Annotated in this window: 21 protein-coding genes and 5 pseudogenes; 20 read left to right on the top strand and 6 right to left on the bottom strand. The window is 55.7% G+C overall.

Annotation, left to right across the window (positions count from 1 at the left end; genetic code table 11):
• The first annotated feature begins 10 nt into the window (after positions 1–10).
• From JCM13583_RS01645 to JCM13583_RS01625, 5 genes are all read left to right on the top strand, one after another.
• The gene (locus JCM13583_RS01645) at positions 11–469 is read left to right on the top strand and encodes a glycosyltransferase family 4 protein (protein WP_075056425.1); all 459 of its coding nucleotides are present in this window, start codon (positions 11–13) and stop codon (positions 467–469) included.
• Between the two features lie 134 nt (positions 470–603).
• Complete coding sequence (locus tag JCM13583_RS01640; protein ID WP_075056424.1) at positions 604–1,014, top strand: DUF2070 family protein; 411 nt, start codon at positions 604–606, stop codon at positions 1,012–1,014.
• Between the two features lie 114 nt (positions 1,015–1,128).
• On the top strand, positions 1,129–1,800 hold the full coding sequence (locus JCM13583_RS01635) for a DUF2070 family protein (protein ID WP_171823341.1): 672 nt from the start codon (positions 1,129–1,131) through the stop codon (positions 1,798–1,800).
• Between the two features lie 51 nt (positions 1,801–1,851).
• Positions 1,852–1,989 (top strand): DUF2070 family protein, encoded by a 138-nt coding sequence (locus JCM13583_RS01630; protein WP_171823340.1) that lies wholly within the window; start codon positions 1,852–1,854, stop codon positions 1,987–1,989.
• A 5-nt stretch (positions 1,990–1,994) separates the two neighbouring features.
• Entirely contained in the window at positions 1,995–2,348 is a 354-nt protein-coding gene (locus tag JCM13583_RS01625; protein ID WP_075056422.1) for a DUF2070 family protein, read from the top strand.
• On the opposite strand, the pseudogene aroC reads toward JCM13583_RS01625, so the two are convergent.
• Positions 2,316–3,444: pseudogene (gene aroC, locus JCM13583_RS01620) on the bottom strand (chorismate synthase). The gene JCM13583_RS01625 and the pseudogene aroC overlap by 33 nt on opposite strands.
• Before the next feature lie 127 nt (positions 3,445–3,571).
• Between aroC and JCM13583_RS01615 the strand changes: the two are divergent.
• From JCM13583_RS01615 to dph5, 8 genes and pseudogenes are all read left to right on the top strand, one after another.
• A complete protein-coding gene (locus tag JCM13583_RS01615; protein ID WP_075056421.1) occupies positions 3,572–3,916 on the top strand; it encodes an archaellum operon transcriptional activator EarA family protein in 345 nt (114 codons plus the stop codon).
• A 55-nt stretch (positions 3,917–3,971) separates the two neighbouring features.
• Positions 3,972–5,962: pseudogene (gene lonB, locus JCM13583_RS01610) on the top strand (ATP-dependent protease LonB).
• Complete coding sequence (locus JCM13583_RS01605; protein WP_075056420.1) at positions 5,955–6,365, top strand: hypothetical protein; 411 nt, start codon at positions 5,955–5,957, stop codon at positions 6,363–6,365. The pseudogene lonB and the gene JCM13583_RS01605 overlap by 8 nt, the downstream one beginning before the upstream one ends.
• A 76-nt stretch (positions 6,366–6,441) precedes the next feature.
• Positions 6,442–6,597 (top strand): hypothetical protein, encoded by a 156-nt coding sequence (locus JCM13583_RS13555; RefSeq protein ID WP_171823339.1) that lies wholly within the window; start codon positions 6,442–6,444, stop codon positions 6,595–6,597.
• Positions 6,588–6,767, top strand: a complete 180-nt coding sequence (locus JCM13583_RS01600) for a hypothetical protein (RefSeq protein ID WP_075056419.1) — start codon at positions 6,588–6,590, stop codon at positions 6,765–6,767. Before JCM13583_RS13555 ends, JCM13583_RS01600 begins: the two co-directional genes overlap by 10 nt.
• 111 nt (positions 6,768–6,878) lie before the next feature.
• Positions 6,879–7,250 carry a hypothetical protein gene (locus JCM13583_RS01595; RefSeq protein WP_075056418.1) on the top strand — a complete coding sequence of 124 codons (372 nt, stop codon included), beginning with the start codon at positions 6,879–6,881 and terminating at the stop codon, positions 7,248–7,250.
• 148 nt (positions 7,251–7,398) lie between these two features.
• Positions 7,399–8,635, top strand: a pseudogene (gene eno, locus JCM13583_RS01590) (phosphopyruvate hydratase).
• A 161-nt stretch (positions 8,636–8,796) separates the two neighbouring features.
• Positions 8,797–9,408: a diphthine synthase gene (gene dph5 / locus JCM13583_RS01585; protein ID WP_171823338.1), complete on the top strand. Its 612-nt coding sequence runs from the start codon at positions 8,797–8,799 to the stop codon at positions 9,406–9,408.
• On the opposite strand, the gene JCM13583_RS01580 is transcribed toward dph5, so the two are convergent.
• Together JCM13583_RS01580 and JCM13583_RS01575 are read right to left on the bottom strand one after the other, a co-directional pair.
• Positions 9,400–10,005, bottom strand: a complete 606-nt coding sequence (locus JCM13583_RS01580) for a helix-turn-helix domain-containing protein (RefSeq protein ID WP_075056417.1) — start codon at positions 10,003–10,005, stop codon at positions 9,400–9,402. The two genes, dph5 and JCM13583_RS01580, sit on opposite strands and share 9 nt — an antisense overlap.
• Positions 10,006–10,011: 6 nt before the next feature.
• Positions 10,012–10,571, bottom strand: a pseudogene (locus JCM13583_RS01575) (Hsp20/alpha crystallin family protein).
• Positions 10,572–10,810: 239 nt separating this feature from the next.
• On the opposite strand from JCM13583_RS01575, the pseudogene JCM13583_RS11795 reads away from it, so the two are divergent.
• The 6 genes and pseudogenes from JCM13583_RS11795 to JCM13583_RS13550 all read left to right on the top strand — a co-directional run bounded on the left by JCM13583_RS11795 (position 10,811) and on the right by JCM13583_RS13550 (position 14,289).
• A pseudogene (locus tag JCM13583_RS11795) lies at positions 10,811–11,889 on the top strand (FAD-binding protein).
• 29 nt (positions 11,890–11,918) lie between these two features.
• A complete protein-coding gene (locus JCM13583_RS11790; RefSeq protein ID WP_162509182.1) occupies positions 11,919–12,542 on the top strand; it encodes an FAD-binding protein in 624 nt (207 codons plus the stop codon).
• Positions 12,542–13,339: a succinate dehydrogenase/fumarate reductase iron-sulfur subunit gene (locus JCM13583_RS01565; protein ID WP_075056416.1), complete on the top strand. Its 798-nt coding sequence runs from the start codon at positions 12,542–12,544 to the stop codon at positions 13,337–13,339. Before JCM13583_RS11790 ends, JCM13583_RS01565 begins: the two co-directional genes overlap by 1 nt.
• Positions 13,336–13,653 carry a hypothetical protein gene (locus JCM13583_RS01560; protein WP_075056415.1) on the top strand — a complete coding sequence of 106 codons (318 nt, stop codon included), beginning with the start codon at positions 13,336–13,338 and terminating at the stop codon, positions 13,651–13,653. The genes JCM13583_RS01565 and JCM13583_RS01560 overlap by 4 nt, the downstream gene beginning before the upstream one ends.
• Positions 13,632–14,108 carry a hypothetical protein gene (locus tag JCM13583_RS01555; RefSeq protein ID WP_075056414.1) on the top strand — a complete coding sequence of 159 codons (477 nt, stop codon included), beginning with the start codon at positions 13,632–13,634 and terminating at the stop codon, positions 14,106–14,108. The genes JCM13583_RS01560 and JCM13583_RS01555 overlap by 22 nt, the downstream gene beginning before the upstream one ends.
• 10 nt (positions 14,109–14,118) lie before the next feature.
• Positions 14,119–14,289: a hypothetical protein gene (locus JCM13583_RS13550; protein ID WP_171823337.1), complete on the top strand. Its 171-nt coding sequence runs from the start codon at positions 14,119–14,121 to the stop codon at positions 14,287–14,289.
• A gap of 308 nt (positions 14,290–14,597) precedes the next feature.
• Here the strand turns inward: JCM13583_RS13550 and JCM13583_RS01550 are convergent, their stop codons facing one another.
• Together JCM13583_RS01550 and JCM13583_RS01545 are read right to left on the bottom strand one after the other, a co-directional pair.
• Positions 14,598–15,248, bottom strand: coding sequence for a DedA family protein (locus JCM13583_RS01550; RefSeq protein WP_162509181.1), 651 nt, complete (start codon positions 15,246–15,248; stop codon positions 14,598–14,600).
• Positions 15,248–15,763, bottom strand: a complete 516-nt coding sequence (locus JCM13583_RS01545; RefSeq protein WP_075056412.1) for a cytidine/deoxycytidylate deaminase family protein — start codon at positions 15,761–15,763, stop codon at positions 15,248–15,250. The genes JCM13583_RS01550 and JCM13583_RS01545 overlap by 1 nt, the downstream gene beginning before the upstream one ends.
• A gap of 200 nt (positions 15,764–15,963) precedes the next feature.
• On the opposite strand from JCM13583_RS01545, the gene JCM13583_RS13545 reads away from it, so the two are divergent.
• Positions 15,964–16,110: a hypothetical protein gene (locus JCM13583_RS13545; RefSeq protein ID WP_171823336.1), complete on the top strand. Its 147-nt coding sequence runs from the start codon at positions 15,964–15,966 to the stop codon at positions 16,108–16,110.
• 70 nt (positions 16,111–16,180) lie between these two features.
• Here JCM13583_RS13545 and JCM13583_RS13540 read toward each other — a convergent pair whose 3' ends face one another.
• Positions 16,181–16,549: a hypothetical protein gene (locus JCM13583_RS13540; protein ID WP_171823335.1), complete on the bottom strand. Its 369-nt coding sequence runs from the start codon at positions 16,547–16,549 to the stop codon at positions 16,181–16,183.
• Positions 16,550–16,551 lie beyond the last annotated feature (2 nt).

Raw genomic sequence — 16,551 nt, 5'->3', positions numbered from 1 at the left:
ACAAGGGCGTATGGAGGGCGGTGGAAATAGCCCGGGAGCTGGGAAGGAGTGTGGGGGGGGCACGAGGCTCATGATAGCGGGCACGGGGGGGCCTGAGGAGGAGAGGCTGAAAGAGAGTGTGCCTGAATACAAAGAGGCAGAGATAGAGTTCCTGGGCTACGTGAGCGAGGAGGAAAAGCAGAGGATACTCCGAGAGAGCTACTTCTTCGTCTATCCGTCCACATCTGACACGTTCGGCATATCCGTGCTGGAGGCCATGGCGACCGGCCTGCCAGCCGTGGTGACACCGGGCTTCCCACTCCTTGATTTCACGGGGGGGTCAGGGGGGGACTGCACGATCCTGCATACTGAACCGCCTGAGACCGCTGGAAGGATCAGGCGCTGCTGGAGAACCCATCCTCGTACATGCAGCTCTCGGAAGGAGCAAGGCAATTCGTTGAGAGTAACTTTTCCAGCGAAGCCCACATAGAGAGCCTCCTCTCAATATATTCCTCTATTCGTCAAAAGACGAAATGAGCTTCCTATACTGACGCAGTGAAGGGCCTCCTGCCCCCCCGCCCCCCCGTAGAAAAGTATTTTAGAACTCCCAGCATGCGTCTTGCATTGAGGGACAGGCAGGCGCACCACCGCAACTTCGAGGAGCTTTCCAAATACATAAGGAGATCGCCACAGTGGTATTACTATCCAGCACCGGCGGCTGCAATAATGGCCCTTGACTACCATGCACTGGGCAACCTTGTCTTCACTGTTGATGTCATACTCCTTTCCTACGTCATAGTGAACCTTGGAGACATAGCCTTCGCCAGGATCACGAAGTTCGAGTTCCCCGCCAGGAGGGTATTTGCCCTGAACTTCCTGTCGCTCATCATATGGAACATATTCTTCTGGGCCGTCTACGGGACGGGCTTCATAAGGATCCCCGAGTACGCTTTCATGCTCTCCATCTCGTCTGTGGCCCTCCTGAGATCGCTGATGTTCTACACCTACTATTCAGAGAGAACACTGAGGCAATAATACCTAGCCTGAACTACACATATGCCGCCATATTCACCATGGTCCTGGTTTACCGTGACCTGATAACTGTCATCCCCTTCCTGCTCTCCTCCATAATTTACGTCGTCGGTGGGGGTGCTCTTTGCAAGGGCCTCGGTGAGGGCTTTCAAGCAGAAGTACAACGAGAGCCCCATAAAGATAATCAACTTCTTCCTGAACTACAGGCCAGACAAGGACCAGACCGTGGGCCAGAGGTTCATGGAGCGTCTCTACAGGAGCTGGAGAAAGGTGCCCGTGAAGGTGCTCCAGGTCCTCAGGGAGAGCGGGGGGGAGCCAAAGGTCACCCTTGTGTTCCCTTACGTGCACCCTGGGCCGTTCGGCATACTCGGTTCTAGCGACCTCCCGAGGAGGTTGCAGGAAAAGCTGCCTGACATAGGCACCGACCTGATGGTCTTTCACACCACCACCACGAACAGCAACAACTGTGCAGGAGAGGAGGACATAGACAGCATAGCCATGGGCGTGCGCGAGGCACTCCAGAACTCTGTGGAGATCAGGAACGTTTCCAGGTTCAAGAAGATCAGCGCCGGGAAGTACACTGTTGCGATGCAAAGGTTCGGGGGGGACTTCGGGATGGTGGCCCTGGTACCAGAGAGGGAGCCGTTCGATGACGTATCCCTGAAAGAGGGCCTCAAGATCATGTCGCACCTGAAGAAGGCCGGACTATCTGATAGTGCTGTGATTGACGCGCAGAACAACTATTCACAGGGGGGGCCCGTGAACTGGAGGATTGCAGCAGCGTCCTGAAGCCCCCTGGAGAGGGAGATCAAGAGGCTGCAGCCTAAGTATGAAGCCGAGGTGGGGGGGTACTGCAGGGTTTCCCCCAAGTTCAGCGCCATGGGAAAGATGGGCATCCAGGCCCTGGTCATAAGGACAGGTGGGCGGAGCAACGCTTACGTCCTGACAGATTCCAACAACATAGTGAAGGAGCAATAGAGGCCGTGAGGGCAAGGTGCTCTGGCCTTGACAGCGTAGAGGTCTACACCACCGACAACCACATAGTGAACGCGAGCACTCTTGACATGAACCCCCTGGGCATGAGGGACAGGGTTGAGGATGTGGTGGAGAGCATACTGGAGGCCATAAGGACGGCATCGTCCAACCTGGAGAAGTGCAGGTTCGTGGCCGGATCTTCCGAAGTGAAGGTGAGGATGGGCGACGAAAACACCTTCAACAGCCTGAAGTCCATAGTTTTCTACTCACTCCAGAGGGCAAAGGTAAACATAATGATCACCGTGCCCAGCAGCGTGTTAGCCTCACTCCTAATCTTCAGGTTCCTCGTGCCCTTCTTCTAAGGCCCTGAGGAACCCTGGCCCTAGGTCCCGGAGGAGGATGTCTAGGAGCACTATTGCCGTTGCCGTCTGGACAACCGGTACAGCCCTTATCCCTATGCACGGGTCGTGCCTGCCCACGACCCTGAGTGTCTTCTCCTCACCGGTCTTGAGGTTCACCGTCCTGAGGGGGCTTCCTTATGGAGGATGTGGGCTTCATCACAACATCGAACCTGATGGGCATGCCGTTGGTTATGCCACCCAGTATGCCCCCATTGTTGTTCGATCTCGTCCGGAAGATTCCATCCTCCAGGAAGATCTCGTCCACCACCTCGCTGCCTTTGGAGCCCGCAAACCCGAAGCCCCCCCGGCCAAACTCGATGCCCTTCAGGCCAGGTATTGAGAACATGAACCTTGCGATCTCGCCCTCCACAGAATCGAATATTGGATCGCCCACTCCAGCGGGCACGCCCCCCCTGACCTCCGTGGCTATCCTTGCACCCAGGCTGTCACCCTCAGATAGCGTGTCCCTCAGGAGGAGTGAGGCCCTGGCATCGCACTCCCCCCCGTCCGGCATCCTCGTATCAAAGGCATAAGCGCCGTCCTGTCCCTGGGGAGGCCCGTGATCGCAGCGTACCTCTCCTATCTGCTCTATCCACGACACTATCTCTATGCCGGCTCTGTTTAGCACCTGGAGGCATATTGACCCGGCAGCAACGATGGGTGCTGTCATCCGTCCAGAGAGGAAGCCGCCCCCCTCGTATGGCCTCCACTCCCCGTACTTCAGGAACATGGTGAGATCGCCGTGGCCTGGTCTCGGGTTGTCCCTGATCTCATCGTAGTGCTTACTGATCACGTCCTGGTTGTATATCACGCCGGATACCGCACCACCGTTTGTATGATCCTCCCTCAGGCCAGAGAGGAAAATCACATCGTCCCTCTCCCTCCTCTGGGTTGTGAATATGGACTGCGCCGGCCTCCTCCTCTCCATCCAGGCAGCAGTCTCTTCTTTGCTGATCTTAAGGCCTGCTGGAAGGCCATCCAGCACGAACCCTATGGCTGGGCCGTGAGACTCACCAAAGAGGGTCAGCCTGAGCTGATGACCTATGCTGAATCCCATGCTGACCTGATGTATAGTGAGGATAAAGAGGTACTATGTATGTGATACAGCTAGTGGGTGTGCAAGAAACACCACATGTAATAGGTGCCATGGGAAGATTTATATATAACCTCCCGGTTTGAACTTTATGGAACTTGTAGCCGATGGAAACGTAATACGTTCACTGAACCGCAGTGAACTCAGGAGAAAAGTCCTATTCTACCTCCTCTCCATATACCCTTACAGGTCATACCTATCAGAGATATCCAGGGCAGTGAGGTCCGATCCTTCGAACGTCAAGGGGGGGTGCCTAGAGGGACTGGGAGTCAGGTACACCGGAGAGGAGTCCCTTGTGGGCCTTGGCCTTGTGGTGGTTGAACAGTCCAAGAACGGCTTCAGGTACTTCAAAGTGAACCCGGACCTCATAGAGGACATAAAGGCGCTCAAGACCATGTTCAACAACAGGAAGGTATTCGCAGTCGAAATAGGCTAGAAAAAGGGAGAATTTTTGATACAAAGGCTTAATTACTAATTTTTAATGGTGTACTGTGGACGAAGAACTAGAAAGCGTTGAGGAATGGATCAAGAAGCTGAACATCAAGTCCACGAAGGATGTTCAGGTTCCGAAGATCCTTTTCGACCAGGTAATCGGGCAGGACGAGGCAGGTGAGGTCGTCAAGAAGGCTGCCATACAGAAGAGGCACGTCCTGCTCATAGGTGAGCCTGGTACAGGGAAATCAATGCTTGCGCAGTCAATGGTTGATTTCCTCCCCAAGGAGGAGCTTGAAGATATACTCGTATTTCCAAACCCTGAGGATTCCAACAGGCCAAAAATAAAGACACTCCCTGCAGGCAAGGGCAAGGAGGTTGTTAGGCAGTACCAGATAAAGGCGGAGAGGGAAAAGAAGGACAGGTCCAGGGGGGGAGTTCTGTTCCTCATCTTCTCTGTGGTGTTCCTGGGCCTGATCATATCCATAGTGATAAGCAACTGGACAATACTATTCTTCGCCATCATAGCGGCCGCGATACTCTGGATGGCTCTGGCCTTCAACCCCCCCGCCATGAGGACAGAGAGGGCAATGATACCGAAGCTCCTGGTATCGCACACCCCCCCCAACGACAAGCCCCCCCCGTTTGTAGATTCGACAGGAGCGCACTCCGGTGCGCTGCTGGGTGACGTCAGGCACGACCCGTTCCAGTCCGGTGGCCTGGAAACGCCGGCACACGAGAGGGTTGAGGCTGGCAACATCCACAAGGCCCACAAGGGCGTGCTGTTCATAGACGAGATAAACCTGCTGAGGCCAGAGAGCCAGCAGGCGCTCCTCACTGCAATGCAGGAGAAGAAGTTCCCCATATCTGGCCAGAGCGAGAGGAGTGCTGGAGCCATGGTGCAGACTGAGCCTGTGCCATGCGATTTCATCCTGGTGGCTGCAGGCAACCTTGATGCCATACAGGGTATGCACCCAGCACTGAGGTCAAGGATCAGGGGGGGCTACGGATACGAAGTTTACATGAACTCCGTCATGGACGATACAGACGAGAACAGGAGGAAGCTGGTGCAGTTCATTGCCCAGGAGGTGGTTAAGGACAAGAAGATACCGCACTTCGACACCGGCGCCATTGTGGAAGTCATTAAGGAGGCACAGAGGCGTTCAGGCAGGAAAGGCAAGCTCACACTGAGGCTCAGGGAGCTCGGCGGCTTGTCAGGGTGGCAGGCGACATAGCGGTGAGCGAAAAGGCGGACATCGTGACAGCAGACCATGTCATAAGGCAAAGCGCCTCAGCAAGCCCCCTGGAGCAGCAGGTTGCTGACAAGTCCATAGAGGTCAAGAAGCAGTACAAGACATTCCTCACCGAGGGATCGGCAGTCGGCACGGTTAACGGTCTGGCCGTTGTTGGTGCCAACAATGGCCTCTCCGACTTCTCAGGCATAGTCATGCCCATAGTGGCAGAGGTCACGCCGGCTATTCAGAAGGGCAGGGGGGGTGAGGTCATAGCCACAGGCAAACTGGGAGAGATTGCAAAGGAGGCCGTGCAGAACGTTTCTGCTGTGTTCAAGAAGATAAGCGGCAGCAGCAAGGACATAACCAATATGGACGTGCACATACAGTTCGTGGGCACCTATGAGGGTGTTGAGGGTGACTCCGCAAGCGTCTCCATCGCAACTGCAGTCATATCTGCCATGGAGAACATTCCGGTGGACCAGAGCGTTGCAATGACAGGTTCTCTCAGCGTGAGGGGGGGCCAGGTGCTCCCTGTGGGTGGCGTGACAGCCAAGGTGGAGGCTGCCATAGACGCTGGCCTCAAGAAGGTCATCGTGCCTGCTTCCAACTTTGGAGATATAGTACTTGACCACGCGCACAAAGACAGGATAGAGATCGTGCCAGTAACGACCATCAGGGAGGTCCTGGAGAACGCCCTTGTCGACTGCCCTGCGAAAACAGAGCTCCTGTCAAAGATGGGCGGGCCCGTGGCCGAGGGGGGGACGAAGGCGGTCATGCCCAACAAGAAGGCCAGGGCTGGAGGTAACGTTGCCTGATTCGTTCCTGGCAGACATCTCCGGGTGCAGGTTTGAGGATCTCGTCCAGAGATCCGGTTCACTGAATCACTTCACAATTTTTCTGAATCCCGGCATCGTCGTCTCGAGGTTCCACCTCGAAGTGGCTTTCTCCCTGCTCCCGAGGTTCCAGAACACGCGTATTAAGAACAGGCACGCACTGTTCTGTGCACTCCTGACCGGCGAGAGGCAGGCAAGGGTGGCCCTTGAAGCCGCTAGGCCACCAGGTGATAGGGCTGTTGTGTTCACCGATGCCTCGAGGGAAGAGGCCCTGAGGGAGTTTCCGTGCCTGAGGCCCATTGCTGAGATACCGGAGGACGCAAGGGAGAGGGACAGGGAAGCATTTGCAAAGATATGTAGGGCAGAGATGAATCTCCAGGTATGAGTGTGGCTTACTTCGGCCATGTGAACCTGGACAGGGTCCTGAGCGTTGGCTTCATCCTGACGAGGGTTCAGTCCCGGTGGTCAGTGTTAGGGAGACCGTTGGTGGCACCGCAGGGAATTTTGCCATAGCAGCTTCGAGGATAGGCCTGAGGGCCACAGTATATTCTTCATGCTCGTCCAGCGTCCTGGGGGGGAGGCTTAAGGAGAAGGTGGGGGGGACTGTGTGGAGCTAAGGGTCGATGCCTCAGACGGTGAGTGGCCCGTCTGCACCATAGCGTCTGACGGTAAGAAGCAGGTGGCCTACATATACCAGGGCGGAATGGCAAACTGGCACCCAGGTACAGTGAAGGTGGGGGAGGCATACCTGCACTTCACAACCGGTCCCCCCCAGCGGAGTACCTGAAGATAGCGAGGAATTGGAGTGGCAAGGCCATAATATTCGACCCTTCGCAGGAGATATCGTACGGCTACGACAGGGACACCGTCAGGGAATTCCTGGGGGCTTTCGACCTTCGTGCTCGTGAACAGGGCCGAGCTCGCACACATGGTGCGTATATCTGGCATGAGCGAGGATGAGATCTCAAGGGAGGTCACCTCAGTGATAGTGACCGAGGGCGATAGGGGTGCGACCATACTCTCTGACGGGCGGAGGGAACATATTGGGGCATTTCCGGTGGAAAGGCCCTTCGACACCGTGGGCGCGGGTGACGCCTTCCGTGCCGGATTCCACCTGGGCCTGCAGAGGGGGGGCAAGCTCCAGTCCTCGGTCCTCCTGGGGAACTACGTGGCATCCAAGTGGGTTTCTCACAGGCAGGGTGAGTTCCAGGTTACCAGTAGTGACATGGACAGGATCGCCTCTATACTGGATGGCGGGGGGGCAAGGTAAGGAATATTCAGAGTGGTGTTTCGGCACCCTGGTGTCACTGTATGCAATGGGAGATGTCTGGGCTGCCAGAGGCATGCAGGTATATGGTGCTGTGCCACGCACTCATGCCTTTACGGTAAAGTTAAACAGTGTGAGGAGATATTCCGCCATGCCATCGCTACCCATCGAGCAGGCCAGGTTGAGGAAGATACTTGATTCCAGGGGGGGAAACCTCACGGTGGAGGCAGAGCTTGTTTCCGGGAAGGTAAGGGCAACCGCATCGGCCCCCCCTCGGGCGCAAGCACCGGTGAGACCGAGGTTGTGGCTTTCTCAAAGTCAGGCATAGATGAAGCGTTCGATTTCTTCAACAGGAGGGTGAAGAACTACATACTCGGCTTCAATGCCCTGGACCAGAGGGGGGGCTTCGATTCCCTCCTCCACGAGATAGATGGGACTGAGAACTTCAGCAACATGGGCGGAAACGTCTCCACTGCCCTATCAATATGTGCGGCAAAGCTGGCTTCCTCGTACCTCGGTATCCCGCTCTACAGGTACGTAGGGGGGGGACGGCATACGGGAGGCCGCCCAGCCCGCTTGGAAACGTCATAGGTGGTGGCAAGCACACCAGGAACGGCACTACCATACAGGAGTTCCTGGTCTCTGCCCAGGGTGGGAGCACCCTCGAATCCATGATCACGAACGCGATGGTGCACAGGAGGGTAGGGGGGGAGAAGCTGAGCCAGGAGCTGCCGGGGGGGTGCAGTGTTGGTCTCGGGGGGGACGAAAAGGCCTGGACTGCAAGCATCACCGACGAGAAGGCCATGGAAATACTGAGGGAGAGCGTGGATGAGGTCTCGAAGGAGCGCGGCGTCAGGATCCTGACAGGGACAGACCTGGCCGCCAGCGAGTTCTTTGATGGGAAGCACTACGTTTACAGGGACAGGAAGCTGAGCAGGGACGAGCAGATAGACTTCGCTGTTTCGCTCGCAAGGGAATACGGCTTCTACTACATAGAGGACCCAATGGACGAGAGGGACTTTGAGGGCTTTGCTGAAATAACAAAAAAGGTCGGCGGCTCTGCCCTTGTCGTGGGTGATGACCTCTACACCACAAACCCGAGGAGGATTGCGGAAGGCATAGAGAAGAAGGCCACCAACGGCGTGCTGATAAAGGTGAACCAGATCGGCACTCTCTCCGATACAGTGGAATCCGTGAAGCTGGCAACAAGGGCTGGAATGCTCAACACCATATCACACAGGAGCGGCGAGACCACAGACGACTTCATAGCACACCTGGGGGGGGTGGCGTTCAGCTCCAGGTTCATCAAGTCGGGCACGATCGGAGGCGAGAGGCTGGCAAAGCTGAACGAACTCATAAGGATAGAGGAGGAACTGAGCACAGATTGACGCTCTGCATAATGGGCATGGGCCTCAGGGGGGGCCGATTCACTGACCCTCCTGGAAGTGGAGAGGCTTAGGAGAGCAGACGAAGTGCTCCTTGATACATACACCTCCTTCATACCCCCCCTGGGACTGTTGAAAGGATCAGGGAGCTCACGGGCAAGGAGGTGAGGCTCTGCGGAAGGACAGAACTTGAGGAGCACGGATGGCTCATAGAGATGAGCAGAAACAGGCTTGTGTGCCTCCTAGTCCCAGGAGACGCACTGTCAGCGACCACACACAACCAGGTCAGGATGAGCGCGGTAAGGGCGGGCGTGGATGTAGAGGTTCTAGAAAACGCATCGATCCTGAACACCTGGCACGGGAGGCTCGGCCTGCTTTCTTACAAGGTGGGCCCGCCGGTCTCAATGCCCTTCACCGACGAGAGGTTCTTTCCCCCCCTGAGTGTTGCGGACAAGGTCAGGAGGAACCTTGAGAATGGCCTCCACACACTCCTTCTGCTGGACCTGGACCGCAACAGGGAGAACCTGGACCCTCACACAGCGCTCAGGACACTCCTGGCCATGGCACAGAGAAGAAACTACGATAACCCTAACGAAGGGACCATGGCATGCGTCCTATCCGGCCTCGGCCAGCCGTGGGAGAAGGTTGTCTGTGGGAAGATCAGCGACCTCCTGCAAACGGAGATCGGGTTCAGGAGCCCGGTGAGCATAGCCATATTAGCCAGCCTGGACTTCAGCGAAGAGGAGATGCTTTCAGCCTTCTGCCAGTCAGTCTGAGTGCTTGCCAAGATACTGGCCCACCATGCTCCTCACGATCTCCACGGGCAACCCCCCCAGCTCCTGTGCAGCAGTTTCGGCGTCCATGCTGGAGATGTATGTGGTCAGGACTTCACGGGTGAAGGGATCTGGGAAATCCTCCTCTATCAGCCTTTTTGCCCTCCTGATTATCGAGTCCTTGAGGGATATCAGCTTCTCCCTCTCCTTCATGAGGCTGTCAAGCCTGCTGTTCACGTCCCTGAGCCTCTCCAGGAGTTCGTCTATGCTTCCCCCCCCTCCACCTCCTCTCCGTTTTCCAGTGGATAGCGCTTCATATCGAAGAAGCTCCTGGAGTAATCGATGACGAGGGTTGAAAACCCGGTGGGCCTGTAGACCTTCCTGGGGGCACCCGAGGGGGCTTGGGACTACGCCCACGGGTATCACCAGGTTGGCCCTCTCCAGGATGTCGAAATGCTTCATTATTGCCTGCTGTGACACACCAACGATCCTGCTGATCTCGAGCGCGTATGACTCTGTTTCCAGGAGGCGCTTTATTATCTGCCTCCTGGTCTCGTTCTCCAGTGCGGCTATGAAGTCGTCCACGCCGTCACCGATCATACAGGATCACTCTATGGTCACTGTCCTGCCGCTGCCTGTGGAGCCGCCTTCCTTCTCCACAGTCACGTCCAGTATGCCGTTGGTGAACTTTGCCCTGGCAGTGTTGGGCTTCAGCTTGAAGTCGAAGTCCATGCTCTTGAAGTACTTCCTCGGGCCCTCCCTGACATCGAGCGTTATGTTGTTCTCCGTCACATTGAGCTTGATGTTCTCCTTGGCTACCCCCCCGGGCAGCTCGTAAGTCACATAGACCTTGTCCCTGTCCACGTTCAGGTCAGTTATAGGCTCCCTGACGTCCTTCTCAACTGGCTGGCCTAGCCAGGTACCCTCATCCCCGGGAGGTTGCCGAACTCCTCGAACACAGGCCTGCCGTCTGGCCCTACCTTGTACGTGAAGCCGTACACATAGGGGGGGCCGTAAGTCCTGACATCCGGGTCCCTGAGCAGCCTGTCCCATATCCTCTTCATCCTCTCATTTATCTTGTTTATGTCGATGCCGAAGTCGCTGAAGAAGTCGTCGAAGAAGTCGTCGTCCCAGTCGTCCATGTCCCTGTTCCTCCTTCCAACCATCTTTACCACCTCCAGTTGTAACCTTCAGTTACCAACCTGATATTGCCTACCACTATATAAACATTTCTCATGTTTATGTACCCCCCCGTATGTCCGTCCATGAAAACTTTTTAAAAAATAGGGGGATACCCACCAGTCAATGATACAGTCAGGATCCGGATCCTGGAATGGATCCCACCTTGGGTTCCGGTCAATCCATCCGGTGACGGGTCGGATGTGTGTTGCTGGAGGTCTTTTTTATGGACTACAAGAAGATGGACTGTGATGTCCTTGTAATAGGTGCCGGTGGCGCTGGAATGAGGGCAGCGCTTGCCGCCAGTGAGATGGGCGCAAAGGTCATAATGGTGTCCAAGTCCCTGCTGGGCAAGGCCCACACGGTGATGGCAGAGGGGGGGGCATTGCCGCTGCGCTGGGCAACGTCGATCCAGACGACAACTGGCAGGTGCACTTCGCAGACATAATAGAGGAGGGCGTGTACCTGTCGAACTGGAGGATGGCAGAGATCCTGGCAAAGGAGGCGCCAGATAGGGTCTACGAGCTGGAGAGCTACGGGGGGGCGCTCTTCGACAGGACCCTGATGGCAGGATACTGCAAAGGGCCTTTGGAGGCCACAGCAAGAGAAGGCTATGCCACGTGGGTGACAAGACTGGCCTGGAGATGCTCAGGACACTGGAAGATCAGATACTGCACAGGGACGTCACCGCGCTTGACGAGATATACATAACGAAGCTTGTGAAGAAGGACAATGCTGTGGTGGGAGCGATAGGAATAGAGATGCACACAGGGGGGGAGTTCATACTCTTCAGGGCCAAGGCCACAATACTGGCCACGGGCGGCTGTGGCAGGGTCTACAAGGTCACCTCCAACTCCTGGGAGTCCACAGGCGATGGCATAGGTCTGGCCTACAACGCAGGCGCCATACTCCAGGACATGGAGATGATACAGTTCCACCCGACAGGCATGGTCTATCCCCCCCCTGGCGTTAGGGGACTGCTGGTCACAGAGGGTGTCAGGGGGAGAGGGTGGTATCCTCTACAACTCCAAGGGAGAGAGGTTCATGCTCAGGTACTCGCCTGAGAAGAAAGAGCTGGACGCCAGGGATGTGGTGGCCAGGGCAAATTACAACGAGATCATCGAGGGCAGGGGGGACACCCCCCCACGGCGGCGTCTACCTGGACATATCCTACAAGGGCGCTGCGTTCATAAAGCAGAAGCTCCCAGGAATGTACCAGCAGTTCCTGGACTTTGCCGGCGTCGACATAACGAAGGAGAAGATGGAGGTAGCGCCGACGGTGCACTACCAGATGGGGGGGTGTAAGGGTCGACCCGGACACAACCGCAACCAACGTGCCTGGCCTCTTTGCTGCCGGAGAGGTCGCATGCGGGCTGCACGGGGGGGCAAACAGGCTCGGCGGTAATTCACTGGCCGATATCCTTGTCTTCGGGAAAAGGAGCGGAGAGGCTGCGGCCAAGTATGCAAGCGACAAGAAGATTGCAGAAATAGAAGACTCTGAGGTGCAGGAGGAGATCAACAGGGTCCTCTCCTACCTAAAGCCCGGAGGCGTGAACCCGTACCTCCTGGTGGACGAGCTCACGGAGACCATGTCCAACAAGGTCGGCATAGTGAGGAATGGGCCGGACCTGGAAAGTGCCCTCCAGAAGATACTGGAGCTCAAGGAGGAGTACAAGAAGGTCTCTGTGCCAGGCGGGCGCAAGTACAACCACGGTCTCTTCACGGCCCTGGAGTTAGGCAACATGCTCATAGCTGCCGAGGCCATAGTGAGGAGCGCAATAATGAGGACAGAGAGCCGCGGCGCACACACCAGGAAGGACTACCCGAAGAAGGACAGGAACTGGCTCAAGAACATAATCCTGTGGAAGGAGGGCGATACCATGAAGATGGACACTGTGCCGGTTCCTGAAATGCCAGAGGAGCTGAAGAAGCTGGTGAAGCCGGAGGTGTACCAGTAATGGCGGACAGAGAGGTGACGCTGTCCATTTTCAGGTTCGACCCTGAAAAGGACAAAGAGGGCAGGTTCGTGGACTACAAGGTGCCAACGGTTGAGGGGGGGATGGTTGTCCTCGATGCTGTCAGGTACGTCCAGGAGAAGATAGACACAACGCTGGCCATAAGGTGGAACTGCAAGGCGGCCAGGTGTGGCTCGTGCTCTGCGGAGATCAACAACAGGCCCGCCCTCATGTGCAAGACCAGGATCGACACACTCGGAGACAGGATAACCGTTGCTCCCATGAGGGCGTTTCCCGTGATAAGAGACCTCGTTACAGACGTGGACGAGAACTACAGGATAATGAGCAAGATACCGAAGTTCACCGTCAGGAAGGAATTAATGAACCCTGAGGCCGAGGGAAAGAAGCACCAGGATGTGTGGAGGATACAGCAGATCAACGTGGAGAGGGCAAAGGAGTTCAAGAAGTGCATAGAGTGCTTCCTGTGCCAGGACGTCTGCCACGTGGTGAGGGAGCACAAGTCCGGCTACTTCGGCCCCCCCAGGCACATAGTGAAGGCGGCATCCCTTGACATGCACCCACTTGACATAGTGAACAGGGCGAAGTTCCTGAACGAGGAGGGAGGCCTGGGGTACTGCAACATAACAAAGTGCTGCCAGGAGGTGTGCCCTGAGCACATACATATCACCGACAATGCAATAATACCAGAGAAGGAGAGGGCAGTGGACCTGCAGTATGACCCCCTCATGCACGCCATAAAGAGGAGGTTGATGAAGAAGAGAGGTGAGACTGTAGCATGATAGCCAACAAAGAGGGAAAGGAAAGCGTGGTGACGATAAACGCTGAAACCCACGACACGAGCCTGATACCTGCCGAATTCAGGGAGCCCAACTGGAGGATATGGTCCTTTATCCTTGTCGTCATACTGGCCATTTACCTGCTCACGCAGTTCCCCCCCGTAAGGGAGACTGATGGCCTCATCGATCCCTTCTATTCCCCAACCGTTCTGGTGCTCCCCCCATTGTGGGTCTCTTCAGGCTCACATGCTACGCTTACAGGAAGGACTACCACAGGCACATATTCAGCCACCCCATGGCCTGCAGGGCAGACGTGAGGCACGAGAACACAAAGAGGAAGTACAACGGGGGGGAGACCAGGTTCTTCAGGGTTGAGAACGTGCACAGGTATTTCATGTACGCCTCATGGCCCATAATACCATTCTTCTTCTACGACGTCTACGTATCGATAACCTACAAGGGCTTCGCAGAGCTGTCCCTCGGCTCAATCATACTGCTAATAAACGCGATCTTCGTCACACTCTACACGTTCTCTTGCCACTCTCTCAGGCACGTGACTGCAGGAGGGGGGGCTGAGTGCTTCGGTTGCGTGTTCAACCAGTCCCAGCCGAGGAGCTCCGCAAGGTGGGGGGGATTCTTCAGGTTCCAGTCAGCCCTCAACAGGCACCACGAGGCACTGGCCTGGACGAGCCTTTCGCTCCTGATATTCGTGGACCTTTACATAAGGGCACTGGGCGTCCACATGTTCCCCAACATAATCCTGATACACTGAGGTGAGGTGAATGAAGAGCATAATGAACAGCAGGGCAAGATACCCACTATTCTTCACGGGCCTCTTTGTCATAGAGCTCGCAGGCCTGCTCCTCAAGTTTGCACACATAACTGAACTGACCGTTGAGGTGATGGCCGGGATAGGTTTCGTAATCTTTCTGCTTTCCTTCATTGTCCCCTAAAACATATTTTAAAAACCCACATTTTGGCACCAATTGCCTGATGTGCCTCCTCGGCGTGATCTAAAAATAGCAATGTAGCTAATTGACCGGTGGAAAGCGCAGGGTTGGCCCATTATAGCGTCTCCCTTCCGGGCACCACGGGCATGCAAGCCCGGTTCGGAATTGCAGGGTGGCAGCCACCTACGATGGTGCAAGCCAGGAAAGGAAGTAAGTGCGCTGTTGCTTTGGTTTCACATACCAGGGAACTGCGAGGAGCAGGTACTCCTGCGAAGAAAGTAGCGGGTGAAGCATTGTTTAAGGTACTGGAACTAGTTTCCAGCACCCCTCCTCAGAGACCTGTACTTGGTGTAGGCTATATAGAGTATCACAAGGACAGCTGCCACCACAGCAACGTATGTGTACTTGTCAAAGAAGTTCACAGCCACTTCCCAGCTCCTCCCGAGCTTCATGCCCAGGTATACCAGCACTATGTCCCAGATGAGTGAACCGGCAAAGCTCAGCCCGAGGAACTTCTTCAGATCCATCTCACCTATTCCCGCAGGTATGGATATGAATGTCCTGAACACCGGCACGAGCCTTGTGAAGAAAACAGACGCAGGCCCGTACTTCCTGAACCACTCCTCCGTCCTCCTTACAGATTTCTCGTCCAGCGCCACGTATTTTCCGAACTTCATTATCAGAGGTATCCCGCCGTACCTCCCGATGGCATAGGCTATGTAGGCTCCCACCAGGTTGCCCAGAGTACCCGCAAGGACAAGCAGGGCAAAGGCCGGCACGTTCATGTAAGCGGGCAGCCCGCCCGAAACCACCAGGTAGCCTCCGAATAGCATCACAACCTCCGAGGGTATCGGGAGCAGCATGCCCTCGAGCAGCATCAGGCCAAATATCCCCCCCGGGTATCCTATCGTCTGGATTATCGAGAGGATCAGGTTCACAACCTCAACGACTATCCCCCCCATCAGTCCTCACCACTCAGTTCTGGAGGGATCTCACCCAGCATGGCACGCACTTCACTCTTTGGAAGGCTGAACTGCCTGGTCGACATATCGCTCTCTATCAGCATGAGCTCCGAGAGGTCGTCAGGGTACCCCCCCTCAGCGTAAACGATCTCCCTGATGTGGGCGTTGATGAGCATCTTCGCACATACCACGCAGGGATGCGTGGTGACATATATCACGGCATCCTTTATGCTCACCCCCCCATGCACCGCAGCCTGTATTATCGCGTTCTGCTCTGCATGCAGTCCGCGGCAGAGCTCATGCCGCTCCCCCCCCGATTTTATGTCCATTATGTTCCTGACACACCCAGCAACATCGCAGTGGGCAGACCCTGATGGCGGCCCGTTGTACCCTGTGGCCAGAACGTTCCGGTCCTTCACGATCACTGCCCCCCCGACCTTCCTCCGCACACAGTTTGACCTGGATGCGGCCAAGAAGGCCATCCTCATGAAATATGTATCCCAGTCCGGTTGCAACTCGATCTAGCCTGTAATTCTTCCCAATAAAATACTTTTTCAATGTGTAAAAACAGGAGAAGGGCTGTGGTAACCTCGGGAAATGTATAAAAATTAAACTAAAAATAATTTATCGTGACATATACACAGTTTGGATTATATCACCACCTAGGCATAAATTGTTATTAATAACCTCCGAATCAAAGACATCGACCGGAGAGATGTTTGGTAATAGAAGGAGAGGGAACAGGGACTTCAAGAAGGGGGGGAACATGCTACACCTCCTCATAATCTTCCTGGTAAGTGTCCCTGTGCTCTACTACTCCGTTCAGCACGCTTTCATAGGTAGGGGGGGAGCTACTTTGTAGGGTTCATATGGTCCCTCTACTTCCCTGCCGCTGTCATAGGAACCGTGGGGGGGGCATTCGGTGCGAGCCGCTATGCCACACCGAGGTTCGAAGGTAGGGTCTCGAAACTGGTGGTGTTCACCATACCATCCGTCGGGAGCATGGATGTGCTCCCCGCACTTTCCAGGGTGATACAGTCGATCCTCACATTCGCGCCGCTCCACCTGGATAGGTTCAGGATCGATGTGGTCGTGGATGAGGGATCAGAGGGAATTCCGACGCTCCTCAGGACTTTCGGGGGGGATTCGATCAACCTTGTCACCGTGCCTTCAGGGTTCAGGTGCAGGAACGGGGGGGCAAAGAATAAGGCCAGGGCACTGGAATACGCAAGGATTGTAAGGGAAAGAGAGGGGGGGCTGGCCAGGGACGATGTGTTCATATACCACCTCGACGACGACACCG

Source organism: Thermogymnomonas acidicola JCM 13583 (assembly GCF_001316105.1).
Classification (GTDB): Archaea; Thermoplasmatota; Thermoplasmata; order Thermoplasmatales; family Thermoplasmataceae; genus Thermogymnomonas; species Thermogymnomonas acidicola.
Note: the sequence above shows the minus strand (reverse complement) of the source record. Positions and strands in the feature narration are given on the sequence as shown.